This is a genomic window from Chromobacterium sp. W521 (assembly GCF_052805975.1).
The window spans coordinates 118,831-140,376 of the sequence record NZ_JBRBAF010000009.1; the positions used below are offsets into that span (position 1 = coordinate 118,831).

The following is a 21,546-nucleotide window of genomic DNA, read 5'->3' on the forward strand; positions in this document are numbered from 1 at the left end:
GTCAAATCCCAGAGAATTCGCCAACCGACCCGTGCCGCCGGCCGCTCTGTGCCGACTATTGCCCGACGTGCTCAGGCTCGACGTGGTTCTATGCCCAGCAAGGGCCGGCCAGCCGAGGCGTCAAAGGCACGTCGCGGGTGAAAGTCTGCGTTGCCTGCTTGGCCAATGGCAAGATGACCACCTTCTGACAAACAACGAATCACCACGATATCCCGCTCCTGAGCGGGTTTTTGCTTTCTGGCCCCGGCAATCGCTGGGGCTTTTTCATTTCTGCCGCGGAACGGATGTGATGCGGTGCTCTTGGCTGGAAAGCCGCAACTCATAGGATGGAAATCCACGTATGAAACTGAAACTCGACGAGAACGGCAACGTTGTGCTGGCCGATGGCAAACCGGTCTACATCCACGACGACGGGAAGGAAATCCCGTTCGATGCGGGCGCCGCGATGCAAAAGATCGCCCAGCTGAACGGCGAGGCTAAATCGCACCGCGAGGCCCGCGAGGCTGCCGAGGCTCTGGCCAAGAAGTTCGAGGGAATCGAAGACCCGGCGGTAGCACTGAAGGCGCTCCAGACCCTGAAGAACCTGGACGACAAGAAGCTGATCGATGCCGGCGAGGCGGAGAAGGTCAAAGCTGAGCTGGCCGCGGCCTATGAAGGGCGTCTGAAGGGCAAGGAAGAGGAGCTGACCAAGCTGCAAGGCCAGCTTCACACAGAGCTGATCGGTGGCTCTTTCTCCCGCTCCAAAACCATCGCCGAAAAGTTGGCCATACCGGCCGACATCGCCCAGTCGTTCTTCGGGCAGCGCTTCAAGGTCGAGGACGGCAAGGTCGTCGCTTACGACTCGAATGGAAGCAAGCTTTACAGCCGAGTTAAGCCGGGCGAGTTGGCTGGTTTCGACGAGGCGCTGGAAACGCTGATCGACAGCTACCCTCACAAGGACAGCATCCTGAAAAGCTCAGGCTCATCCGGTAGCGGTTCAGGTGGCGGCGCCGGTGGCGGCAGCCACAGCAGTGCCAAGAGCCTTGCCGACTGCAAGACCGATGTTGAACGCGTCGCGTATCTCCAAGCAAACGCAAAATAAGGAACCAACATGGCATTTGACCTGCAGGTTTTCAACAAGCAGACCTATCTGACCATCACCGAAACGGTGGCCAATGAGGTCAACAAGTTCAATGAAGCATCCCAGGGCACTATCGCGTTGCAGAACTCGCCGGCGTCCGGTGATTTCGACATCACCGCCAGCTTCAAGGCGATTTCCGGCTTGGTTCGCCGCCGGAACGTGTACAGCAACGACGCTGTGCAATCCAAGCGACTGCAACAGCTGCTGAACGCCTCTGTGAAGGTCGCCGCCGGCACGCCGCCGATCGACTACGAGCCGGCACAATACCAGTGGGTGCTGCAAAACCCCGAGCTGGCAGCGCTGAAGATCGGTGAGCAGCTTGCCAAGGCACGCGTGGCCGACATGCTGGACACTGGCATTCGCGGGGCCGTGGCGGCACTGTCGGGCAATGCTGCCGTCTCGACCGGCGATGGCACCGAAGACCCTTCGTTCCGTCTGCTCAACAAGGCGTCGTTCAAGTTCGGTGACCGCTCCAGCGCCATCCTGGCCTGGGTGCTGCATTCGTCCACGTTGAGCAAGTTGTACGACAACGCGCTGGCCAACACCGAGCGCCTGTTCTCCTACGACGGTGTAAACGTTCTGCGTGACCCGTTCGGCCGGCTATTCGTAGTGACCGACTCCGAGGCACTGGTCTTGCCGGGCGCCGGCAATGCCGAACCGAAGTTCCGTACGTTGGGCCTGGTTGGCAACGGTGTAGTCGTCAGCGGCAATGACGACTTCAATAGCGTCATCATCCCCAACGTTGGCAAGGAAAACATCGGTGCGACCTATCAGGCCGAGTGGTCCTACAACCTGGGTATCGCCGGCTACACCTGGGACATGGCAAACGGTGGTAAATCGCCGACCAATACCGCCATCGGCACCGGTTCGAACTGGGACCAGACCGCCACCAGTCACAAAGACACCGCTGGCGTCATCCTGACCACCAAGTAAACGTGGGGGCTTCGGCCCCTTATGGAGTTTGCATGAGCAAGAAAATCCTCTGGTTTATCGCGGGTCCGGCGACGAAGGAACAGCGCGAGATAGCTGCGAAAGAACGGCTGATCATCCGCGACTCCTTGGCCTACTGGCCGGGCGATGCCATCGAGCTGTGCGATGCGGTGGCCGGCGACGTTCCGCCGGCTTACGCTGAGCGTTTCGAGGTGCTGGATGTGGCGGTAGACGCCAAGCCCGCCAAGCCCAAGAAGAAAGGTCGCGCGAATGAAGTTGCTGATCAAAATGCTGGCGACGTTGCCGCGGTTGAGCCCGCTGATGCCTTGGGCGTTGCCGTGTAACCGAGCCGGGAGACGGGCATGGCGCTGATCGTAGAGAACGGCGCGGGTCTGCCGGACGCACAGAGCTATATTTCTGTGACCGAGGCCGACGAATACCATGCCGCAATGGGGCATACGGGCTGGTCCGGTGACGAAATAGCTAAGGAAGCAGCGCTTCGACGTGCTGCGCAGTACTTGGGCGGACGTTACCAGTTCTCTGGCAGCCGGGTGTCTGCCACTCAGGCGCTGGAATGGCCTCGGCAGCTTCTTGGTGTGCCGAAGGCGCTCAAGGATGCTCAGGCAGAGCTGGCGTTGCGGGCACTGAAAGGCGAGCTGTTTGTTGACTCGGATGGCCGCATGCTGGTTTCCAAAACCATCGGGCCGATCAGAAAAGACTACGCCCAGGGCGGGGGTGGTCGTTTCCCGATTGTTGACGCGCTGATTCGCCCCTTGCTGGCTGGTGGCGGGCAGGTTCGGTTGAGGAGGGGGTGATGACTGAAGTCGAGGAAATCGCCGCGGACCTGCGAGAGGACGGTCAAGATGTAAAGATCGAACGCCGCGTCGCTGGCGGCTACGACCCGGAGCAGGGCGGCGAAACCGAGACGGTTGAGACCGATACCGTGCCGGGCATCGAGTTGGACTTTGATCTTCAGTCCGCTGGCCAGCTTTTCGCGGCAGGACTGGTGAAGGTTGGTGACAAGCGCGTTTTGTTGGCGGTGCCCAGGTTTCCGCCTGAACCTGGGCAGTTCGTCACTCTTGTGCGCGGGCGGCGCTACCGCATCGAGGGCGTGAAAGAAGTCGGCCCTAATGGCGTTCCGATCCTCTACGACCTGCAAGTGAGGCGCTGATGGGGCAGTTCTCCGTAGACCTGACGCGTATTGTAGCCAAGGCCAAGGGCAACATGGACGTGGTTGCGCGCAAGATCGTCTTCGAAGCCTTCAACAAGGTGGTGCTGAAATCGCCAGTCGATACCGGCGCATTCCGCAATAGCTGGACGGTTGGCTTCGGCGCACTTCCGGTGGCGATGGCCCGTGTGCCGACGCAATCGGGCATAGATGCTCATGCCGACGTAGCGCGGGTGCTGACAACCGAGATCGTTGGCGTGAATGCCTGGCTGGTAAACCCGATGCCATACGGAGTCAAGCTAGAGTATGGCTGGTCCAAGCAGGCGCCGGCCGGCATGGTGCGTCTGACGCTGGCTGAAATCTCATCGCACTATGGGAGGTAGTTGTGTCTTTGATCGCGATCCGTGCGGCGCTTGAGAAGCGGCTTGCCGAATGGGCGAAAGGTCAGGCGCTGCCTGTGGCTTGGGAGAACGTCGAGTTTTCGCCTCCTCCGGACGGGCTGTATTTGCGTGCCTTCTTGCTGCCTGCCGACGGTGAGACGGTGAACCTGGAGTACGGCGTGAGCGAAATCGGGCTCTACCAGATCAACGTCTGCGTGCCGCTGGGGAAGGGACCGAGGCAAGCTGAGAAGCTGGCCGAGGCCTTGCAGGCGCTATATCCCGCTGGCGATGTGCTGGGCGGCGCGCGCTTGGTTCGTCAGCCAGCCATTGGCCCTCCGATACCGGACGGAGTGAGCCGCATTGTCCCTGTCACCATTCGATATTCCACCATTTAGCCTGCCTCGAGCGGGCTTCTTCATTTTGAGGAGGCGACATGCCATCCAATGCAATTTCCGCCCAAGGCTCCAAGCTGAGCATTGAGAGCGCCGGCGACAAACCTAGCTTCGTCCAGATCAAAGAAATCCAGTCCTACAGCGGTTTCGATGGCAAGGCGTCTGAATTGGACGTCACCACGCTGGACTCCACTGCGAAAGAGAAGCGCAAGGGCCTGAAGGACAATGGCGGCTTCCAGTTCGAACTGAACCGGGTTCTGGATGACCCGGGCCAACTGCTGCTCGACGCGGCCCAGAACGAAGATCAACCGCGGCGCTTCAAGCTGGAGCTGCCCAACGGCAAATCGGCCACCTTCTCTGCGCTGGTCATGTCCTTCGACCTGAAGGGCGGTGTGGATGCGGTTCTGAAGGGCTCGGCCACGTTGAGCATTTCCGGCGCAGTGACCTGGGCATAAGGGGAAAGCATGGCTCTCGATGTACTGGACGACGAACTGGTCGTCGGCGACAAGATCCACTGGTTCGATCTGAAGCACTACGTCACCGGCGTCCCGACTGGTGCGCGGCTGGGCGTCTTGTCGGACGAAGCAGAAATCGTGAAGGCGCTGCGGCGCAAGATGCACGACAACGACGTGAAGCGCTTCGCCGAGGCCAAGGCAGCAGGCAAGGAAGCACCGGAACCGCTGCTTTACGACGAGCGCGAGGCGCTGCTGCTGGACCTGGCCGTGGCGCGGGTAGCCGGTTGGGAGGGGCTGAGCCGTGGCAAGGAGGCACTGCCATTCAGCCCTGCCGAGGCCCGAACGCTGTTTACGAAGGCCAGTTGGATTCGTGACGCCGTGCTGCGAGAAAGCGGCGAGCTAACAAATTTCATCAAGCCGCTGCCGATGCCGTCCGAGTCTACGCCGGGCGAGAGTTCCGGCTCGACAAGCGGCTGAAAGAAGGAGAAAGCCTCCGGCGCCGCGGCCACGGCAACCCGCTGCAGCTGGCCCCGGAGGTGTCCTACCTGTGGGGCTGGTTCTGCGAGCTGTCGGCCGGGCGGCAGTCGTCCGGGTATGGCCCGCAGCCGCTGAGCTATGGTGACATTGCCGCGTGGGAGAGGCTTCTCTCGCGCCAGCCTCATGGTTGGGAGGTGATGCTGCTCAAGCAGCTGGACCTCGACTATCTAGAGGTCCAGGCCATGGATGATGGCGCCCTGCTGGCTGAGCAGATGCAGGATGATGAGGCGCGGTCGCGGGCGATTATGGCGTTGTTGGTGGGGGGCGCTAGCGGGTGAAGTGGCGTAGATTGGTTAGATTTATATTGCAAAAGCATGCTATTGTGCGTGCATGCCAATGCCCCAGCCCATCACGCACTCGTTGATCGATGAGATCAATGTAGTTGTTCACTCTTATCAAATTCCATCCGAATTTACTATTCGTAAATGGGAGAGAGATGCTCGCGCGCTTATTAAAAAGGGGCGTGATGAAGCCGCAGATGGATATCATCTGTTGGGCATGATCGCCACAGTAAAGTGTGTGCCTGATGAGGTTGAAGAATATTTCAAAAAAGCTCTGGAAATTAAGCCAAACTCCTCTGTCATTGCAGAGAATTTATATACGGCATTCTGCAATATGTTATTGGTTAGTAAATCATATGAACTAATGATGAAACTGCATAAGGAACGTGTTTTAGGCACCGCAGGAATTTCCGACACTGAATTTGCACACAAGCTAACTTTAAGTGGCCATGTCCAGGCTGCTCGGAACCTATTATGCAATGCTGATGATGATGAAATGCTTAAAAATTCCGAAAAAGGTGGATTGACAGTAGGTTGGATAGATGAAGTAATTGAAAATTTAAAGAAAGCAAATTTAGTTGAAGAACAGCTTTCATTGTGGGTTGATTGTGCAGTGAAGGCTATAAGAGAGCAATTGATATTGCTTAACATCCCTCCGTGGCAGGTTAGGATTGAATTTGAGAGGATTCCTGAGGCTGGCCCAGTAATGCAGTTTTTAGTCCCGACCAATGTTGAAAATTTAGTAGACATTAACTTCATTGTCGCTGATGCTTTGGGAGCGCTTGATGTCCCGACGGTTCATAATCTTCCTATAATTTCGGTAATGGCAAATGTCAATTGACTATCGGGATTTGTTTCTGCTGGCGGATTCCATGAAAGGTTCTGGTGTCGAGGCTGAGCTGAGGAATAGTGTAGGTCGTGCCTATTATTGCGCGTATCATCATGCCTTATTTCTTGCGGAGAATAAGAAGTTACCAGTTGTCAATGTTATGACTGGTAGTCACGAGCAATTGTCATTGAGATTCGAGCGAGCCGGGCTTAAGCCTGAAGCAATTATGCTCCGGTTCATGCATGGCCTGAGATGTAAAGCAGATTATAAATTGAACGATACCATCACCGAGAATGAAGCAATGGTTCAGTGTCAATCGGTAAAAAAGTTTATAGAAAAAAAATAATTCGAGAGTCAATAATAGCCCTTAAATATTGGGGCTATTAGTTGTATTCTTACGATTTATTATTAATCCTCTCCCTATACTCCCTCACCATCTCCTTCGTCACATCCTTCTCGTAACAGATCGGAGACTCCCCACCTGGTCGGCTGTACGCACTGCGACGCCCGCATGAGCTGCCATTGCGCGCAGTGTTGTACGGACACGGGCAGTTTCCGTAGTACGACTCGATGGATTCTTTGATGATGGCGCGCTTGATCTGCTGATCTGACACCGGTTTGGCGCTGGCGGGTCCGGCGGCAAGCAGAAGGGTGGAGAGGGCGAGAGCGATTAGCCTAAGCATATTGTTGTCCTGTTGGGCGTGATGCCCAAGCTTCATGCTGGAGTCAGTTTGTTGTCAATGTCATAATTAATGCTCATTGACCCAACAGGACAACAAAGATGAAAAAAGCTCTCTTGCTGATCGCTGCCATGGCTCTTGCCGTTCCCGCTGTCTCCTTCGCTGGTAAGCATGGCGGCGGGCACTACTCTGGCGGCAAAGGCTCCTCGCACAAGGGTGGCCATTACAAGAACAAGTCGACGAACGACCACTATCGCAAGCGGCATTGAGGCGATCTGGTGGACATGAAAGGCCCCGCGGTCGCGGGGCGGAGAGCGTTGCAGATGCCTTTGATGATGAGCTTGAGGAGTTTTCGAAGTGGAAAATTCAGTAGATTATTTTAGCTTGGTTGAGGTTGATAGAAAGACTGAAACCGGCGGCTCACACTACGCACTGCATTTCCAAAGAAAAAGCCTTGGTATAGAGGATTTGTACGAGAAGATAGCATGTCAATATTTTCTAAGCGATGTCGGCCTTTACCTTGTCGTCTTGGAAAATGCTCCCTATGAAGGCGTTAGCTATAAATTCTACTTGCTTGGAAAGAGTCAGGAGGTGGTCGATTGCATGCACCTCCACTACGATGATGATGAAGAGTTTTCCTTTATGGAAAATGCACGGCTCGTCGATAATTCGTTTCTTTTTGAGAAAAATGGCAAAAAATATAAGCTGACGATAAATCCCGCAGGCCGTGTTGGATATCGGATGGATGAGATTACACAAAGGTCGTTGACTGACTTCCTTAAACCACGAAAGTTTCTATCACTCTCCGTGCAGTAGAAATGCCTCACGCTGCAATGTGACTGATGTCTTCCAGCCCCGCCACTGCGGGGCTTTGTCATTTCATAGCGTCATGTATACGTAGTTTCTTGGAGTCTGAACCTACCGGCGTACCTCGGCGCAGACGTCCAGACGTGGCAAGCAAGGGTGCTCAGTTGTATGTCATGGTGGCTTACTCCCATCCATGCTAACCTCCCATCTTCAATAAGATGGGGGGTTTTATGTTCCGTGCAATAGTGGTACTTTTATCTATACCCTTGCTCGTCTCTTGCGCCGATCCTGTGGCAGATGCGAAAACAGCAATTTCAAAGATCGTCATTGATGGCGATAGTGTACAAGTCCGAGATGCAAAGATTTTCAAGAAGGATGGTGTCGCAACGGTCACAGTTTGTGGTGAGTTCAACGCAAATAATACGTATGGCGGGAAAGTAGGCTGGAAGCGGTTCATCGCATCCTGCTTAAATGAGAATTGCTCAGTAGATACCGAAGAAAAAAATGGTAATGCAATAGAGGTGCAGTGGAAGTACCACTGCCAATAAAACTATTGAATACATGTTGAAGCCACACACCCGCCCTAGGCGGGTTTTTTTATTGGAGCTGCAAAATGGACGTAGCAACCCTCGTTCTTCATGTAGACGCAACCAGATTGCGTGAAGGAGAGCGCGCGCTAGACAGCTTGCAACACAAGGGGGCCCAGGCTGAGCGTTCTCTTGTCGGCTTCGCGGACTCGGCTACGCGCCAATTCGCCCGCGTACAGACTGCTGCGCTTTCGATGGTGACCGCTTACGCCGGAATCAATACTGCGACGGAGCTTATCCGCGTTGCAGATAGCTGGTCGATGATTGCCGCCAGGATGGAGGTGGTAACGGGATCGACCTATCGCGCTGTCGCCGCGCAGCGTGAACTCTACGAAATGTCGCAGCGGACCCAGACCGACTTCCAATCCAATGCTGCGCTTTTCGCCCGGACCAATCAGGCGATGGCGGATATGGGCAAGACCTACAAAGACACGGTCAAGCTTACGCAGACCGTTGGGCAAGGGTTGGCAATTGGCGGAGCGGGAACGCAAGAATCCTCGGCTACGATGCTTCAGCTGTCCCAGGCGCTGGGATCTGGCGTGCTCCAGGGTGATGAGTTCCGCTCCCTGATGGAAAACGCACCCTATCTGATGCAAAAGCTGGCGGATGCAATTGGTGTGCCAAAAGGCGAGCTGAAGAAGCTTTCGAGCGAGAGCAAGCTGACGTCGGAGGTGATCGCGAGCGCGCTGCTGAAGGCGTCTGACCAGATCGCCAAGGATGCCGAAAAGATCCCGCAAACCGCATCCCGCGGCATGCAGTACCTGACCAATTCGTTCGGGCAGTTCATCGACGAGCAAAACCGTGCAACGGGTGCGTCTGCCAACCTTGGCAGTGCCACAAAGCTGCTTGCTGATAACCTTGATTCGGTGGCCACGGCCGGCGAGTTGGCGATAGCTGCTGTTGGCGTACGATATGCAGCCGGCGCAGCGGCGGCGGTTCAGGCCAACATGGAGCGGTATTTTTCTTCCGTGCAGGTTGCGAAGGGGGATGAACTGGCCAGTCAAGCTGCCCTGAGGAGGGCACAGTCCGAGAAATCAGCTGCAATGATGCAATTGGACGCTGCACGAACCGGGCAGGAGCGAGCAACATCAAGCATGGCATCGGCGGTGGCAGACCGAGAGCGGGTTGCGCTCATGGCATCGCTCGCCGCGGGCGAGGCGCGCCAGGTTGAGCAGTCTGGCGCGCTGGCATCAGCCAGGGCCAGGCTGGCCGCAGCGGAAGACGCCGCTAACTTGGCGACCAGAGAGCATGCCGCCGCTGAGGCGGCGCGCCAGGGAGAGCTGATCAAGACAACGGCTTCGTTTGAGCGGCTGGCAAGAGCGGAAGCGGCTGTTGCATCTACATCCGCAGAAGTCGTGGCAGCCAGCAGGGCGGTAGCTCTGGAGCAGCAGCGTGTTGCAGAAGCCAATGGGCGGGCAATTGCGATGGCAAATGCGTTGACAATGGCCGATGAGCGCCTTGCCAAGGCAGAGTTGACGGCTGCCGAAGCTGCCACGGTCCAGACTGCCGCCGCCGGCCGTGCCGCTGAAGCTGCCGCAGCTGAGACGGTGGCAACGAATACGCTGGCCGCTGCCAAAGACCGAGCCAGTATTTCTGCACGAGCTTTGGGAGCTGCAACCAATTTTGCTAATGGCGCTATTGCACTGGTTGGTGGCGGATGGGGTGCGGCTTTTCTTGCTCTCGGGGCGCTTGTCTATTACTGGGACGAGGTGGCCGCTGCAGCTGGCAACGCGGCGGCGCAAAACGAGCTTGCCAGTCAGCGAATCGCAAAGGCTCAGGGGAAGGGGGACACTAACGCCCTAAGGGAAGAAGTTAGGAAGGCAGAGCAATTCCTAGTTGAGATGGATCAGGCCCGCAAGTCTGGGAAGAAAACTATACGGGGGATTGCTGGAGCGGGCGACGACTTGGAAGTGACTGTCGACCCCGTCAAAGCGAACAAGGAATACATGGCTGCTTTGGCTCGGAAGAATGCTGCAGTAAAGGCATATGACGAGGCCAAAAAGCAACAGCTCAAAGGGGCGCTAGATCCATGGTATTCGGAGGACGGCGATGGAAACCTTGCATGGCAAAAGGGAGTCGGAGGAAAGACTGCTCTGACCAAGTTCCTCGGCGATGAGACCTACGCGTCCAAGGCCGAGAAGAAGGCTGCGGCCCTCAAGAAAAACCAAGACGCCTACGACCGGGCGCTTGCGCAGGCAAAGACCAATGAGGACAAGGCAAAGGCTCTAGCCAAGTACCAAGCCAACATCGCCCAGATCGAACTGATGTTCAAGGAGCGTGAGGGCGGCGGGAAGGCTCGGGCCGGCTTGTCGCGCGGCGAGAGCGGGATTGCTGGACTTGAGGCAGACATCCGTAGCCTGACCCAAATGATCGACCAGTACAGCCAGTTGGGAAGCGCCGCGCAGAAGCTGACCGAGGGCGAGAAGCAACTGAACAAACTCAAGGCCGAGCGCTACGAACTCGCCACCAAGACCAGGGCTGGACTGACGGAGCGCGGCCTCGCCGACCGTGGCAAGGAGTTGGCCGATCTCGACAAGCAAATCCTGCTGTCCCAGAAGAAGGTCAGCATGGAGAAGACGGTCAAGGGTCTGGAGAACTACTACTCCGATGTCGAGAAGTCGCAGTCTGGGATTCGGGCGGCCGAAGCCTACCTTTCTCGGCTCGATAAGATCGGCGTGAAGGTAGAGAGGCTGACCGAGGCCGAAAAAGAATTGCTGGATCTGCGCGCCGAGCGAGAGACCCTGCGGGCCGCGCCGATGCCAGCGGACAAGGACGAGTCGAAGGCGAGGCAGCAACGGCTTACGGCGCTGGATGCCCAGATTGACCAGAAGCAAAAGCTGGTCAGTCTGGAGGCAGACGGCCGCCGCGGCCTAGCTGTGCGGAAGTACTCCGACGAACTAATGCGACAGATCGCGGTGATGGGGCTAGGCACGACTGCTCGTGAGCGTTACTTGTTCTCTTTGCAGCTGGAGGAGAATCAGATCACGGCAACCTCTGAAGAATATCAGCAGTTGATGTCCCTATACGACGAGCACGTCGCCAAGAGCCGTGACTTCGTGACCGGCTGGGATTCGGCCATGGCCGACTATCTTGACTCAACGACCAATAACGCCAAAGCTGCGGGCGCAGTTTTCAACGCGATGACCTCGAGCATGGAAGCCGGTATGGTTCAGTTCTTCGAAACCGGCAAGCTGGGCTGGAAGGAGTTCTCGGTCAGCGTGCTGCGCGAGATTAACAAGATCATGGCGGCGAAGGCTGCTGCGGGGTTGTTGAGCTCTGCGGGAGGCTGGCTCTCCTCGGGGGCCGGCGGCTTGATGGACTTCGCCGCTGGGATGCTTGGTGGCGGGTCAACGCAGCCTGGCTCCATTATTGAGAATGGCAGCCTTGGCCCCGGTCGCGCATTCGGTGGCCCGGTTTATCCCAACACTCTGCATCCAGTGAACGAACGCGGCATGCCTGAGTTGCTAATGTACGGCGGTAGCCAGTTCCTGATGATGCCGGGGCAGGGCGGGCATGTGACACCGCTAATGCCGGCGACGGGCGGAGGCGGCAGGCCGGCTGAGGGCGGCGTGTCGATCGAGCAAACCAACATCTTCCATGGCGACAAGCAGGAAAGCCAAGGAAATGGCGCAGCATCGTTTGAGAGGATGATGGCCGGCCTGGTTCAGCCCATGCGCGCCGTTGCGAAGCAGGTGATTCAGGCCGAGATGCGCCCCGGGGGAGATATCTATAGAGGGATGGGGCGAGGTTGATAGTAGGAGATCAAATGACAGAAACATTCACCTGGCGGCCAGCGTTTGGCGCAAGCGCGAGCGTCCATCCGGCCGTGACGACTTCGCGCTTCGGCGATGGCTACGCCCAGCGCGTTCCGAGCGGGATCAACTCTATGCCTGTGAGGCTCTCGCTCTCTTTCAACAACCTCTCAAGGGCATCTGCGGATGCCCTTGAGTCGTTTTTGGCCCGACATGGCGGCGTGCGCTGGTTCTGGTATGCGCATGCAGGCCGGCTAGCAGCTAAGTTCATCTGCAATGAATGGCAGCGCATCAACCAAGACAAGGGCGCGGACACCATCACTTGCAGCTTTGAGCAGGTATTCGATCCTGGGATGTGAAATGCAAATTCAGCAAGACGTCCAAGGCTTCACCCTCGATGCGAGGGTGGAGCTTTTTCAATTGGCCCCGCCGCCCGGCACCCAATACCCGGTGCAGTATTTCACGCCGGCCGGCACGGACGCCAACACCAATCCGATCAGCTTCATGGGGCAGCAGTATCAGCCTTGGGCAATCCAGGCGGAAGGTTTTGAGAAGACTGTGCAAGGCAGCGCACCGCGGCCGACACTGACCATAGCGAACGCGGTGATGGGTGCAAATGGCCCAATCTACGGCATCTTCACCCAGTTGGTGCGTCAATTCAAAGGACTGGTCGGTTGGAAGGTGACGCGCATGGTCACCTACGCCAAGTTCTTGGATGGCGGCGCGCTGGCGGGCTCGCCGGAGTTCCACCAACAGGAAATCTGGTATGTGAACCGGCGCACCCGGGATGACGGTACGGTTCTGCAGTTTGAGCTGGTCAGCGCGCTGGATCTGGAAGGGAAGACCGTGCCGAACACGATGGCCAGCGTCTACTGCCCGGCCCAGACACAATATCGGAGCGCGGCCTGTGGCTATGCCGGCGCCGCCATGTTCGACGTTGACGGGAAACCGACGACCGATCCCAACAAGGACGGGTGCGGCAAGCATTACAGCGACTGCCAGTGCCGAGGCAATCAGACCAATTTCCCAGGGCTGCTGGGGCTGCGCCGCTACGGCTGAGCCGACAAACTTTTCAATCGACCCGCCATGACGAGATATTCAATAGGAGTGTCTAAATGATGAATCCTAAGGGACTCAATATTAAGTTGGACCAGGCCAGTTCGGATCGCGTGATCATTAGATTGATGGAGATGGTCGAGAAATATCGAAACGAAATTAGTCCGAGCAAAATGCGCACAATTTTGCCGAGCATTTTACCACCTAATGCACTCAGTCTGGCTGTGGGAGAGGAGGGCGAGATAGGGCTCGTGGTTGATATGGAGGCGGTAGAAGAAAGTCTACGGATCGCCTCGATCATGAAAGACCCTTACGCGCTATTGCTTCAATTGGCTGGCAGAGGGTGAGGCTGTTCTTTTGCCTTTTCAAGGCGTTCCCGTAAAGCATCGTTGGCAGGCTTGTTCCCAATATCGATGAGCGTTGCAGCTACAATGAGTTGATTGGCTACAGGTTCTGCGCGCTCCGAGGCAAGGTTAAGTAGAGAATTTGCAATTGACTTGCGCTGTTCATCAGTGGCTAGCTCTTGAAGAGCGACAGCGATAATGTCGATAGACGCACCTGCTGCGGAAATGGGAGTCATAACGGTCTCTTGGGCTTGGTTGTGGCTTTAAATGCTATATGGACTACTTTGCGACTCGCAATTGACCTATTTGACACTACACCCGCTTCGGCGGGTTTTCTCATTTCTGGACTGCACCATGATCAACGAAATGCTTCACCTAGCGGAGCTGGCCCACCCGCAGGAGGCCTGCGGCGTGCTGCTTGACTCCGGGCGCGTCTACCCGTGCCGGAACATCGCCGGCAACCCGAATGCCCAGTTCGAGCTCGACCCGGTGGACTACGCCGCTGCTGAGCGGCTGGGCCGGGTCGTTGGCATCTGGCACAGCCATCCCGACGATACTGCCGAGCCATCGATGATGGATCGGCTGATGTGCGAGCGCACAGCGGTCCCATGGCACATTGTCAGCTGGCCAAACGGTGAGCACACGCTGACCGAGCCCAATGGCTGGCGGGCGCCCTACGAAGGCCGTCCCTTCTGCTGGGGGGTGTTCGACTGCTTCAGCCTGGCGCAGGACTGGCACCAGCGCGAGACTGGTATCAAGCTGCCGCGCGCAGAGGCCCGAGAGGACTTCTGGCACCGCGGCGATAATCCGTTTTCGGCTTGGCTGGCGTCCTCGCCGGTCGAGGTTGTGACCGACGAAATTCAGCGGGGCGACCTGATCTTCATGATGTGTGAAGCCGACGTGATCAACCACGTTGCCGTCTATGTCGGCGACTCCCGAATTCTCCATCAGCTCTACAACCAGCCCAGCCAAGTCAGCATCTACGGCGGATGGTGGCAGCGCTGCACCGTAACCGTTGTGAGGCCGCGCCATGAGTGAGAAACGTACCGTCCGCCTGGGCGGAGAGCTGGGCGAGAAGTTTGTGAAGGAGCTCGCTGCCTATGTGGACAGCGTAGCGGAGGCCATCAGGATGCTGGAGGCCAACTGGCCTGGATTTGCACAGTACTTGCGTGAGAGCGATCCGGAGAAAGTCGGATATCGGGTGATGGTGGCTGACCGGGATGTTGCAGAGGAAGAAATTGTACTGGTGAGCCAGGGTGACATTCTCATTATGCCGGTGATCGTGGGTGCCAAAGCCGGCGCCCGCATCCTTGCAGGCGCAGCACTGGTGGCCCTTGCTGTCGTGGGCTCCATATCCATGCCCTGGGCCTCACCCTTCCTAAGCGAGGGCGTCGCCAGCTTGATGATGAATGTCGGCGCGGGGTTGATGATTGGTGGTGCCATCGAAATGCTCACCCCCATCCCCAAGCAGCCCGACTGGCAGGCCAAGGACGGCAAGCCGAACTACTGGTTCAACGGCGCGCAGCAGACCAGCGCGCAGGGTCTGCCCATTCCAATCGGCACTGGCACGGTGCTGATTGGCGGCACAGTGATTTCCGCCGGCGTCAGCGTCGAAGACATCGGCACCGGCCCATTGCCAAGTAGCCCACCTATCCTCATCTAGCCCGCGAAAGCGGGCTTTCTGTTTTGGAGTTTCCATGTCCGCACGAGAAAGCATCTTCGGCGCAAAGGGGGGTGGAGGCGGGGAGCAGCGCACCCCGGTTGAGTCTCCTGATTCTGCTCAATCGATCAGTTATGGCCGGATGATGGTCTTGCTGGGCCATGGCGAGACCGGCGGCCCGGCTGACCAAGCAAACCCGCTGAAGAGCATCTACTTGGACGATACGCCGATCCAGAACCCTGACGGCTCGTTCAATTTCCAGAACATGCAGGTGGCGTTCCGTACGGGAACGCAAACCCAGACGGCGATCCAGGGCTTCCCGGCGGTTGAGACGGAGATCGGCGTGGGCCTGGAGGTGAAAGCCTCGAACCCTATCACCCAGACCGTTGCTGATGCGAACGCCACCGCCATTCGGGTGACGGTTTCGCTGCCCGCCGGCCTGCGCTCCACCGATCCTAAGACCGGCGACACCGGTGGCGCAACGGTGCAGTACGCGATCGATCTGGCTCCGGCAAATGGCAAGTTCACCCAGGCGGCCGAGGTCACAATCTCGGCAAAAGTGTCTGCGAATTACCAGCGTAGCACGCGGCTGCCGCTGACCGGCGCCGGCCCGTGGCTGGTCCGCGTTCGCCGGGTCACGCCCGACAGCAATTCGCAGTACCTGGCCAATCAAACCGTCTTTACATCCTTCACCAGCATCATCGATGCGCAGCTGCGCTATCCGAACCTGTCAGTGCTCGCGCTGAAGTTTGACGCACGCCAGTTCAGCCGGATGCCGGCGGTGTCGGTGCTGTGGCAGCAGCTGAAATGCCAAGTGCCCAGTAATTACGACCCGGTCGCACGCACATATACCGGACCATGGGATGGGAACTTCAAGCCGGCGGTGACCAGCAATCCTGTCTGGTTTCTGTGGACGTACTGCACGGACAACCGATTCGGCATCAACATACCCGCGGCCAACATGGACCGTTGGGGAATGTACGCCATTGCGCAATGGTGCGATCAGCCCGTCCCGGACGGGTACGGTGGATTCGAGCCGCGGTTCCAGTTCCACAATTTCCAGCAGGACACGCAGGATGCTTGGAAGGTCGTGTCCGACATCGTGAGCAGCTTCTGCGGCCAGGCATACTGGTCGGCTGGAGGCATTCGGATCGTCGCGGACATGCCCGGCAAGCAGCCGGTAAAGCACTTCAATGCTACCAACGTCATCGATGGCAAATTCACCTATTCGTCTACGCCGAAGAATGGGCGCTTCACTGCGGCGGCCGTGGCCTGGACTGATCCAAGCGACCGCTACCGGCGCGCGGTGGAGTATGCCGAACACGGCCAGGGGCTGCTGACCTATGGGTTGCAGCAGACTTCCGCGGTGGCAATGGGTGCGGTTACGCGCGGCCAAGCTCGCCGCTGCGGCCGGTACATCTTGGAGACTGCCCAGCGCAGTACCGAGATGGTGGTGTTCAAGGCTGCCGCCTATGGCGCGGATCTCCAGCCCGGCGACCTGTTCGCGACGTCCGACTTCCATGTGGCCGGCGCGCGGATGGGCGGCCGAGTTGTGTCGGTGGCCGGCACTACGGTCAAGCTGGATGCGCCGGTCACGTTGCAGTCTGGGGTGAGCTACACGCTGGAGGTTACAGGGCCTGACGGCGTGCCGGTTCGCCGCGGCGTTGTCGCGTCGCCGGGCACGAGCGACAGCCTCAACATCGTTTCGCCATATCCGGCTCAGCCGGTAGCCGGCGCCACCTGGGTGATGGTCGCGACCAACCTCCAGCCGGACTTGTGGACCTGCGTTTCCATCAAGTCGGTTGACAATGGCGAGTTCGAAATAACGGGCTTGCAGTATGACGCGAACAAGTGGGCGGCCATCGAAACCGGCCTCCGCTTCGATCCTGCGCCAAACAGCAATTTGCCCGATCCCGGCGCAATGCCGCCTGTCCTGGCGGTTCAAATGCAGGAGCAGCCTCACCTAGCACCTGATGGTGGCCGGAAGGTCAAGCTGCTGGTGGACTGGCCCGCTGTCGTGCATCCGTACCTTCGTGGTTATCGGGTGACCTATCGACAGAACGGCGGGAACTGGGTTGTGCTGCCGGATCAGGTTAGCAACCACGCCGAAATCATGGACGTGGTGCCAGGCAGTTACGATGTGCGGGTATCGACGGTATCGGTGACTGGCGTCGTCAGCATCCCCGTTACTGGCAACCAGCAGACGCAAGGGCAGGTGACGCCGCCGCCGGCGCCGACGTTGATGGCGGTGGGCTTGGCGATGCGTGTCGATCTGGCTTGGATCTATCCGCCAGGCCGCCCCGATATCAAACGGGCCGAGCTGTTCTACAGCACAAAACAAAACGACCCGAACCCGAGCAAAATGGCCGATGTGAGTTATCCCACATCGGCTTTTTCGTTCCAGGGTGCGCAGCTTGGGGTGACATATTACTTCTGGCTGCGCGTGTACGACACATGGGGAAATCCCAGCGGCTTTGCTCAGGCTCAGGCGCAAACAGTCAAAGACCCTGGGGCTCTGCTTGAACAACTCAAGGACAGCATCACCTCGGCCCAGCTGCAGGAATCGCTGCGCACGCCAATCGAGCAAGCCTCAGCTGTTCAGGGCAGCGTTAACTCGCTGATTCAGGCTCAGATGCAGCAGATGCTGACTGCGGACGAGATCCGCAGCACCCAGGGCAACCACTATGCGTTTGCGAAACGGCAGCTCAGCACGCTGGGCGACAGCTTGCGGCAAGAGGCGAGTGAGCGTCTGCTGCTGGCGGCACGAGTGGATGAGGCCGCAGCGGGCATCGCGGAGGAGTCTCGTGCGCGTGCCGCGGCGGACTCTGCGCTGACGGAGCGGGTCGGGACGATGCAAACCACGGTCGGGAGCCATACCGCCAGCCTGCAGGAAATCAGCCGGACGGTAGACGGCATTACGGCCGAAAAAATCATCAAGCTGAACTCATCGGGGAAAGTAGCCGGCATCGGGCTGCGGACGGACCCGAATGGCAGCGCAATCGATTTTCTCTGTGACCGGTTCGTGATGTCTCAACCCGACGGCAATGGCTCGCGCCAGGTGTTCATCGTCGCCAGCATCAACGGGCGGCCGGCGCTGGCGATAGCAGGCGACATGATCGCCGACGGCTCAATCATCGGCCGGAGAGTTATTGCCGAAGGCTCGATCGATGCAGCACAGATTAATACGAATGGACTGACAATCAGGAACCTGGAGGGCCATATCGTCGCCGATATGGATGGCATGGGCGCCGCCTTCATCAAAGGGCAGCTCCAGGCTGGCCAGATCGACACTCGTGGCCTGACGGTGAAGCGGCCAGACGGCGTCGTTGTCGTGGACGCCAATGGGATGGACGCGACTTTCATCCGTAATCTGATGGTCGACACGCTGCAGATCAAAGGGGAAGCGGTCAGCAAGAACGATACGCGCACAGTCACAGCTAACGGGTGGGTTGCGCCGTTTGGATACTCGTTTGCGTTTTACTGTTCGGATCGCGGCACGATGCTTGTGTTTGGTGACTCACCATTCGCCAACGTCACCCTGCAGGCGCGTAACCGGTCGACGCCAATTGGTAGCGCAAGCGGCGTGCTTGTTCTTGACGTATCGGCCGGTGAAACCGTGACGATCACAATCTCCGGCTCCGGTGGATACAGTGCATACGGGCAAATTCGATATGGCGCTGTGCTGTTTCGGAGATAGATAAGGAGGAACTGTGGAGAAAATCAACATCATCGAGTACGACGAGACCGGCCGCATCTTGCAGACCGGTCTTGCCTCGCTTGAGAACGTTGAGCTTGAAGTATCACTCGGCAAGCGCATCGTGCAGGGCGAAGCTGACCCGCTGACTCAATACATCCGCAGCGATGGGGAGATTGATGCGCGGCCACCGAATCCCGCCCGGCTGGACGGTATGGTGCTGCGCGATCTACCGGTGCCGTGCGTGCTGGTGCTGGATGGATCCGCATACGACTGCGACGAAGCAGAATGCGAGCTGTCGTTTTCGCTGCCCGGGCTGCATCACGTCCAGGTTGATGCCTGGCCGATGCAATCTTCGACTTTCGAGGTGGCGACATGATGCAGATCCATCACTGCGGCGATCACCGCCCAGTCCGGGCCGAGGAGTATCCGCCGGCTGGCGATCAGCTTGACGTGCTGTGGCGCTGGGTCGCGACGCTTCCGCCGGAACTGCTCAACGACGAGATGCGGCAAATGCTGGATCAAATCCGGGCCGTAAAAATAAATTTCCCGAAGCCCCGCCCGATATCATCCGGCGGGGCTGATTCATTGGAGGTCACAGAGAATGGCGGATGATTGGGCGGGACTCTCGGCTCAGCTCGGGAAAATGCAGCAGATCTGGTATGTCACCCAGCGCAGTTACTGGAGCGTGTTTGATCCCAACTCGGATACGGCCACAATTACCTCCGAAGATGGCAGTGCACGAGTGGTTCCAAGTTGGCGCGCGCTCTCGCAGTCTGTAGCAAATGGTGTGACATTAAATACTGCCCAAACGATAACGGGAGAAAAAACATTTTCTCAGCCGATTAAGTCGGATGGAAGCATAACGGCAGGCGATTTCATAAAAACTGGCCAGCTCAACGGGGCTATGAGTCAAGACAGCGATAAAACTGGTTTGGAAACGCGAAACATTCCCGGAAGTGTTGGCGATGCTGGAATGGCATTAATGGCATTTCATTGCCAGGGCTATTACGGCGTTAAGCTTGGTTTGCGCCATGACGGGATTTTCGGTCTTGGAGGCTGGAGCGCCGCGCCATGGCGCTGGCATGTAGACGTCCGGAATGGAAACATGACCGCGGCTGGCAGCGTCACCGGCTTATCTGATATTCGGCTGAAAACCAATGTTCGCCGTATTCCGAATGCACTGGATAAGGTCAAGCAGTTGGGTGGCTACACCTACGACCGACTTGACAACAAAATACGCCAAGCGGGGCTGATCGCTCAAGAAGTACGGGTCGTACTTCCCGAAGCTGTCATTGAGGGAGTAGACGACGAAAAAACACTATCAGTCGCATACGGCAACGTCGCCGCGTTGCTTGTTGAAGCGATCCGTGAACTGAGCCTGCAGGTCGATTTTCTCTCGCATCGCGTCAACGAACTAGAGGGCGGCTCATGATCGATTACCTGATCTTACTGGTCGCAATCCAGCAGCTACTGGACATAGCTAGCACATGGTATGCCCTGCGCACCGGCATTGGCCGCGAGGCAAACAGTTGGCTCGCTAGAGCGATGGGCCGCGTCGGCGTACTGCCCGCGCTGCTGCTGACCAAGCTGGCGCTGCTGGCGGCGTGCTGGTGGCTACGGCCGCCATGGCCGGCCTACGCGACCCTCGCGGCGATATACGCCGCGGTGCTGATCAACAACTTTCGAGCAATCCAACAGGGCCGGCAAAACCGGCCCTGATTCATTCTGGAGCAATCATGCTGAAAAAACTGCACGACTACCGTATCTACGTCCTCATCCTGCCGGCAATGCTGGCGCTGTATTGGATCGACTCCATCATCGCGCAGACTTGGCTGCAGCTTGGCCTGGCCCTGCCGGTGCTGGTGGGCGTGGCACTTCTGCTCCGTAAAGCGCTTTTCCATGTCGACGTGTCGGTGGCCGCCGACATCGCAATGCATGCGCCAACTGGCGCCGCCCTGGTGGTGCTGGCAGACCGTCTGTTCATGGCCGCGGTGGTGATCGGCGGTGTGCTATGGCTGCGGGGCTGAGCGTCGGCGCGCTGGCACTGCTGCCGCTGCTGAGCTCGGCAGTTTCTCAGCATTGGCCCGACATGCCTTCGCAGTCGGTGCTGGCTGCTCAAGTTGAGCAGGAGAGCGGATGGCGGACGCATGCGACATTGAAGACCTCTCGCGAGTACGGCGCCGGGCTCGGCCAGTTCACCAAGGCGTATCGGGCTGATGGCAGCGTACGTTTCGACGCGATCAAGGAAATGGTTGCACGCCATCCGCAGCTGCGGGGCTGGAATTGGGGCAACGCTTTCGACCCGCGCTATCAGCTGACGGCAATGGTCCTGAAGAACCGCGATAACTATCGGCTGATACGCTGGGCCGAGGGCGAGGGCAGGCTGGCGATGATGGATGCCGCCTACAATTCCGGACTTGGTTCGGTGCTTAAGCGGCGACGGCTGTGCGCCAACACTGTTGGCTGCGACCCTGGCCGCTGGTTCGGCGGGCTGGAGCGAACAAGTGGGCAGTCCACGCGCCGGCAGGCCGGCTATGGCCAGTCATTTGCAGAAATCACAAACACGCACGTTCGCAACGTGATGATCGTTCGGCGCCCGAAGTACCGGGCCTATTTTGGAGAATGAAATGGGTGATGAAGTTGTACTTCCGCGCGAGGAGTTTCGAGAGCTGCTGGAGGCAGCGGCAAAGCAGGGCGCGCGCCAGGCGCTGGACGAGGCAGGCGTAGCTGACGCAGTCCGGCTGGCCAAACGAGTGGATGGGATCAGCGACGCCATCCTGAAGTCGTTGGCCGGCGGCATTGTGGTCGGGCTGCTGGCGGCTATTTGGGCGGGTGTTTCTGTCCTAGCCAAGGCCAAAGGAGGGGGATGAT

30 protein-coding genes are annotated in these 21,546 nt (G+C 58.2%); 29 read left to right on the forward strand and 1 reads right to left on the reverse strand.

From position 1 onward, the window contains the following. Positions 1-340 precede the first annotated feature (340 nt). The 19 genes from ACUXV1_RS15595 (at position 341) to ACUXV1_RS15685 (ending at position 13,321) form a co-directional block, all read left to right on the forward strand. Positions 341-1,081 (forward strand): DUF6651 domain-containing protein, encoded by a 741-nt coding sequence (locus tag ACUXV1_RS15595; RefSeq protein WP_446015880.1) that lies wholly within the window; start codon positions 341-343, stop codon positions 1,079-1,081. Positions 1,082-1,090: 9 nt separating this feature from the next. Next, entirely contained in the window at positions 1,091-2,053 is a 963-nt protein-coding gene (locus ACUXV1_RS15600) for a major capsid protein (RefSeq protein ID WP_446015878.1), read from the forward strand. 32 nt (positions 2,054-2,085) lie between these two features. Then, complete coding sequence (locus ACUXV1_RS15605) at positions 2,086-2,394, forward strand: hypothetical protein (RefSeq protein ID WP_446015876.1); 309 nt, start codon at positions 2,086-2,088, stop codon at positions 2,392-2,394. A gap of 18 nt (positions 2,395-2,412) precedes the next feature. After that, positions 2,413-2,865 carry a DnaT-like ssDNA-binding protein gene (locus ACUXV1_RS15610; protein WP_446015874.1) on the forward strand — a complete coding sequence of 151 codons (453 nt, stop codon included), beginning with the start codon at positions 2,413-2,415 and terminating at the stop codon, positions 2,863-2,865. Further along, complete coding sequence (locus ACUXV1_RS15615; protein WP_446015872.1) at positions 2,865-3,221, forward strand: hypothetical protein; 357 nt, start codon at positions 2,865-2,867, stop codon at positions 3,219-3,221. The genes ACUXV1_RS15610 and ACUXV1_RS15615 overlap by 1 nt, the downstream gene beginning before the upstream one ends. After that, on the forward strand, positions 3,221-3,601 hold the full coding sequence (locus ACUXV1_RS15620; protein ID WP_446015870.1) for a hypothetical protein: 381 nt from the start codon (positions 3,221-3,223) through the stop codon (positions 3,599-3,601). Before ACUXV1_RS15615 ends, ACUXV1_RS15620 begins: the two co-directional genes overlap by 1 nt. Before the next feature lie 2 nt (positions 3,602-3,603). Next, positions 3,604-3,993 carry a phage tail terminator-like protein gene (locus ACUXV1_RS15625; protein ID WP_446015868.1) on the forward strand — a complete coding sequence of 130 codons (390 nt, stop codon included), beginning with the start codon at positions 3,604-3,606 and terminating at the stop codon, positions 3,991-3,993. A 38-nt stretch (positions 3,994-4,031) separates the two neighbouring features. Beyond that, positions 4,032-4,445: a phage tail tube protein gene (locus ACUXV1_RS15630; protein WP_081542540.1), complete on the forward strand. Its 414-nt coding sequence runs from the start codon at positions 4,032-4,034 to the stop codon at positions 4,443-4,445. 9 nt (positions 4,446-4,454) lie between these two features. Then, the gene (locus ACUXV1_RS15635; RefSeq protein WP_446015866.1) at positions 4,455-4,922 is read left to right on the forward strand and encodes a hypothetical protein; all 468 of its coding nucleotides are present in this window, start codon (positions 4,455-4,457) and stop codon (positions 4,920-4,922) included. Between the two features lie 47 nt (positions 4,923-4,969). Then, complete coding sequence (locus ACUXV1_RS15640) at positions 4,970-5,260, forward strand: phage tail assembly chaperone (RefSeq protein WP_446019663.1); 291 nt, start codon at positions 4,970-4,972, stop codon at positions 5,258-5,260. 58 nt (positions 5,261-5,318) lie between these two features. Continuing rightward, a complete protein-coding gene (locus ACUXV1_RS15645; RefSeq protein WP_446015864.1) occupies positions 5,319-6,104 on the forward strand; it encodes a hypothetical protein in 786 nt (261 codons plus the stop codon). Continuing rightward, a complete protein-coding gene (locus ACUXV1_RS15650; protein ID WP_446015862.1) occupies positions 6,094-6,438 on the forward strand; it encodes a hypothetical protein in 345 nt (114 codons plus the stop codon). Before ACUXV1_RS15645 ends, ACUXV1_RS15650 begins: the two co-directional genes overlap by 11 nt. Before the next feature lie 435 nt (positions 6,439-6,873). Then, a complete protein-coding gene (locus ACUXV1_RS15655) occupies positions 6,874-7,041 on the forward strand; it encodes a hypothetical protein (protein WP_446015860.1) in 168 nt (55 codons plus the stop codon). 88 nt (positions 7,042-7,129) lie between these two features. Next, complete coding sequence (locus ACUXV1_RS15660; protein ID WP_446015858.1) at positions 7,130-7,588, forward strand: hypothetical protein; 459 nt, start codon at positions 7,130-7,132, stop codon at positions 7,586-7,588. Between the two features lie 221 nt (positions 7,589-7,809). Further along, positions 7,810-8,127, forward strand: coding sequence for a hypothetical protein (locus ACUXV1_RS15665; RefSeq protein ID WP_446015856.1), 318 nt, complete (start codon positions 7,810-7,812; stop codon positions 8,125-8,127). A gap of 65 nt (positions 8,128-8,192) precedes the next feature. Next, complete coding sequence (locus ACUXV1_RS15670; RefSeq protein ID WP_446015854.1) at positions 8,193-11,918, forward strand: tape measure protein; 3,726 nt, start codon at positions 8,193-8,195, stop codon at positions 11,916-11,918. Positions 11,919-11,932: 14 nt separating this feature from the next. After that, entirely contained in the window at positions 11,933-12,277 is a 345-nt protein-coding gene (locus ACUXV1_RS15675; protein ID WP_446015852.1) for a phage tail protein, read from the forward strand. Position 12,278: 1 nt separating this feature from the next. Continuing rightward, positions 12,279-12,977, forward strand: a complete 699-nt coding sequence (locus ACUXV1_RS15680) for a phage minor tail protein L (protein ID WP_446015851.1) — start codon at positions 12,279-12,281, stop codon at positions 12,975-12,977. 56 nt (positions 12,978-13,033) lie between these two features. Next, complete coding sequence (locus tag ACUXV1_RS15685) at positions 13,034-13,321, forward strand: hypothetical protein (protein WP_446015850.1); 288 nt, start codon at positions 13,034-13,036, stop codon at positions 13,319-13,321. On the opposite strand, the gene ACUXV1_RS15690 is transcribed toward ACUXV1_RS15685, so the two are convergent. After that, positions 13,300-13,554: a hypothetical protein gene (locus ACUXV1_RS15690; protein WP_446015849.1), complete on the reverse strand. Its 255-nt coding sequence runs from the start codon at positions 13,552-13,554 to the stop codon at positions 13,300-13,302. The genes ACUXV1_RS15685 and ACUXV1_RS15690 overlap by 22 nt on opposite strands. 118 nt (positions 13,555-13,672) lie before the next feature. Here ACUXV1_RS15690 and ACUXV1_RS15695 point away from each other — a divergent pair, with 118 nt between their 5' ends. From ACUXV1_RS15695 to ACUXV1_RS15740, 10 genes are read left to right on the forward strand one after another with little or no spacing between them, the layout of a single operon-like run. After that, positions 13,673-14,356 carry a C40 family peptidase gene (locus tag ACUXV1_RS15695; protein WP_446015848.1) on the forward strand — a complete coding sequence of 228 codons (684 nt, stop codon included), beginning with the start codon at positions 13,673-13,675 and terminating at the stop codon, positions 14,354-14,356. After that, positions 14,349-14,981 carry a hypothetical protein gene (locus ACUXV1_RS15700; protein ID WP_446015847.1) on the forward strand — a complete coding sequence of 211 codons (633 nt, stop codon included), beginning with the start codon at positions 14,349-14,351 and terminating at the stop codon, positions 14,979-14,981. Before ACUXV1_RS15695 ends, ACUXV1_RS15700 begins: the two co-directional genes overlap by 8 nt. Positions 14,982-15,015: 34 nt before the next feature. Further along, positions 15,016-18,675 carry a host specificity protein J gene (locus tag ACUXV1_RS15705; RefSeq protein WP_446015846.1) on the forward strand — a complete coding sequence of 1,220 codons (3,660 nt, stop codon included), beginning with the start codon at positions 15,016-15,018 and terminating at the stop codon, positions 18,673-18,675. A 13-nt stretch (positions 18,676-18,688) separates the two neighbouring features. Beyond that, a complete protein-coding gene (locus ACUXV1_RS15710; protein ID WP_446015845.1) occupies positions 18,689-19,051 on the forward strand; it encodes a hypothetical protein in 363 nt (120 codons plus the stop codon). Further along, positions 19,048-19,287 carry a hypothetical protein gene (locus ACUXV1_RS15715; RefSeq protein ID WP_446015844.1) on the forward strand — a complete coding sequence of 80 codons (240 nt, stop codon included), beginning with the start codon at positions 19,048-19,050 and terminating at the stop codon, positions 19,285-19,287. The genes ACUXV1_RS15710 and ACUXV1_RS15715 overlap by 4 nt, the downstream gene beginning before the upstream one ends. Continuing rightward, the gene (locus ACUXV1_RS15720) at positions 19,277-20,107 is read left to right on the forward strand and encodes a tail fiber domain-containing protein (protein WP_446015842.1); all 831 of its coding nucleotides are present in this window, start codon (positions 19,277-19,279) and stop codon (positions 20,105-20,107) included. The genes ACUXV1_RS15715 and ACUXV1_RS15720 overlap by 11 nt, the downstream gene beginning before the upstream one ends. Continuing rightward, on the forward strand, positions 20,104-20,394 hold the full coding sequence (locus tag ACUXV1_RS15725) for a DUF5658 family protein (RefSeq protein WP_446015841.1): 291 nt from the start codon (positions 20,104-20,106) through the stop codon (positions 20,392-20,394). Before ACUXV1_RS15720 ends, ACUXV1_RS15725 begins: the two co-directional genes overlap by 4 nt. Before the next feature lie 17 nt (positions 20,395-20,411). Continuing rightward, complete coding sequence (locus ACUXV1_RS15730) at positions 20,412-20,702, forward strand: hypothetical protein (protein ID WP_446015840.1); 291 nt, start codon at positions 20,412-20,414, stop codon at positions 20,700-20,702. After that, on the forward strand, positions 20,687-21,301 hold the full coding sequence (locus ACUXV1_RS15735) for a hypothetical protein (protein ID WP_446015839.1): 615 nt from the start codon (positions 20,687-20,689) through the stop codon (positions 21,299-21,301). The genes ACUXV1_RS15730 and ACUXV1_RS15735 overlap by 16 nt, the downstream gene beginning before the upstream one ends. Position 21,302: 1 nt before the next feature. Beyond that, positions 21,303-21,545: a hypothetical protein gene (locus ACUXV1_RS15740; protein ID WP_446015838.1), complete on the forward strand. Its 243-nt coding sequence runs from the start codon at positions 21,303-21,305 to the stop codon at positions 21,543-21,545. Position 21,546 lies beyond the last annotated feature (1 nt).

Bases quoted from the DNA above. Each gene is read 5' to 3' on its own strand.
- ACUXV1_RS15650 (WP_446015862.1), top strand. From the start codon at position 6,094: ATGTCAATTGACTATCGGGATTTGTTTCTGCTGGCGGATTCCATGAAA.
- ACUXV1_RS15630 (WP_081542540.1), top strand. From the start codon at position 4,032: ATGCCATCCAATGCAATTTCCGCCCAAGGCTCCAAGCTGAGCATTGAG.
- ACUXV1_RS15600 (WP_446015878.1), top strand. From the start codon at position 1,091: ATGGCATTTGACCTGCAGGTTTTCAACAAGCAGACCTATCTGACCATC.
- ACUXV1_RS15725 (WP_446015841.1), top strand. From the start codon at position 20,104: ATGATCGATTACCTGATCTTACTGGTCGCAATCCAGCAGCTACTGGAC.
- ACUXV1_RS15595 (WP_446015880.1), top strand. From the start codon at position 341: ATGAAACTGAAACTCGACGAGAACGGCAACGTTGTGCTGGCCGATGGC.
- ACUXV1_RS15680 (WP_446015851.1), top strand. From the start codon at position 12,279: ATGCAAATTCAGCAAGACGTCCAAGGCTTCACCCTCGATGCGAGGGTG.
- ACUXV1_RS15735 (WP_446015839.1), top strand. From the start codon at position 20,687: ATGGCTGCGGGGCTGAGCGTCGGCGCGCTGGCACTGCTGCCGCTGCTG.
- ACUXV1_RS15635 (WP_446015866.1), top strand. From the start codon at position 4,455: ATGGCTCTCGATGTACTGGACGACGAACTGGTCGTCGGCGACAAGATC.
- ACUXV1_RS15675 (WP_446015852.1), top strand. From the start codon at position 11,933: ATGACAGAAACATTCACCTGGCGGCCAGCGTTTGGCGCAAGCGCGAGC.
- ACUXV1_RS15690 (WP_446015849.1), bottom strand. From the start codon at position 13,554: ATGACTCCCATTTCCGCAGCAGGTGCGTCTATCGACATTATCGCTGTC.
- ACUXV1_RS15740 (WP_446015838.1), top strand. From the start codon at position 21,303: ATGGGTGATGAAGTTGTACTTCCGCGCGAGGAGTTTCGAGAGCTGCTG.
- ACUXV1_RS15615 (WP_446015872.1), top strand. From the start codon at position 2,865: ATGACTGAAGTCGAGGAAATCGCCGCGGACCTGCGAGAGGACGGTCAA.
- ACUXV1_RS15695 (WP_446015848.1), top strand. From the start codon at position 13,673: ATGATCAACGAAATGCTTCACCTAGCGGAGCTGGCCCACCCGCAGGAG.
- ACUXV1_RS15700 (WP_446015847.1), top strand. From the start codon at position 14,349: ATGAGTGAGAAACGTACCGTCCGCCTGGGCGGAGAGCTGGGCGAGAAG.
- ACUXV1_RS15730 (WP_446015840.1), top strand. From the start codon at position 20,412: ATGCTGAAAAAACTGCACGACTACCGTATCTACGTCCTCATCCTGCCG.
- ACUXV1_RS15685 (WP_446015850.1), top strand. From the start codon at position 13,034: ATGATGAATCCTAAGGGACTCAATATTAAGTTGGACCAGGCCAGTTCG.
- ACUXV1_RS15715 (WP_446015844.1), top strand. From the start codon at position 19,048: ATGATGCAGATCCATCACTGCGGCGATCACCGCCCAGTCCGGGCCGAG.
- ACUXV1_RS15655 (WP_446015860.1), top strand. From the start codon at position 6,874: ATGAAAAAAGCTCTCTTGCTGATCGCTGCCATGGCTCTTGCCGTTCCC.
- ACUXV1_RS15610 (WP_446015874.1), top strand. From the start codon at position 2,413: ATGGCGCTGATCGTAGAGAACGGCGCGGGTCTGCCGGACGCACAGAGC.
- ACUXV1_RS15605 (WP_446015876.1), top strand. From the start codon at position 2,086: ATGAGCAAGAAAATCCTCTGGTTTATCGCGGGTCCGGCGACGAAGGAA.
- ACUXV1_RS15670 (WP_446015854.1), top strand. From the start codon at position 8,193: ATGGACGTAGCAACCCTCGTTCTTCATGTAGACGCAACCAGATTGCGT.
- ACUXV1_RS15720 (WP_446015842.1), top strand. From the start codon at position 19,277: ATGGCGGATGATTGGGCGGGACTCTCGGCTCAGCTCGGGAAAATGCAG.
- ACUXV1_RS15645 (WP_446015864.1), top strand. From the start codon at position 5,319: ATGCCCCAGCCCATCACGCACTCGTTGATCGATGAGATCAATGTAGTT.
- ACUXV1_RS15705 (WP_446015846.1), top strand. From the start codon at position 15,016: ATGTCCGCACGAGAAAGCATCTTCGGCGCAAAGGGGGGTGGAGGCGGG.
- ACUXV1_RS15665 (WP_446015856.1), top strand. From the start codon at position 7,810: ATGTTCCGTGCAATAGTGGTACTTTTATCTATACCCTTGCTCGTCTCT.
- ACUXV1_RS15620 (WP_446015870.1), top strand. From the start codon at position 3,221: ATGGGGCAGTTCTCCGTAGACCTGACGCGTATTGTAGCCAAGGCCAAG.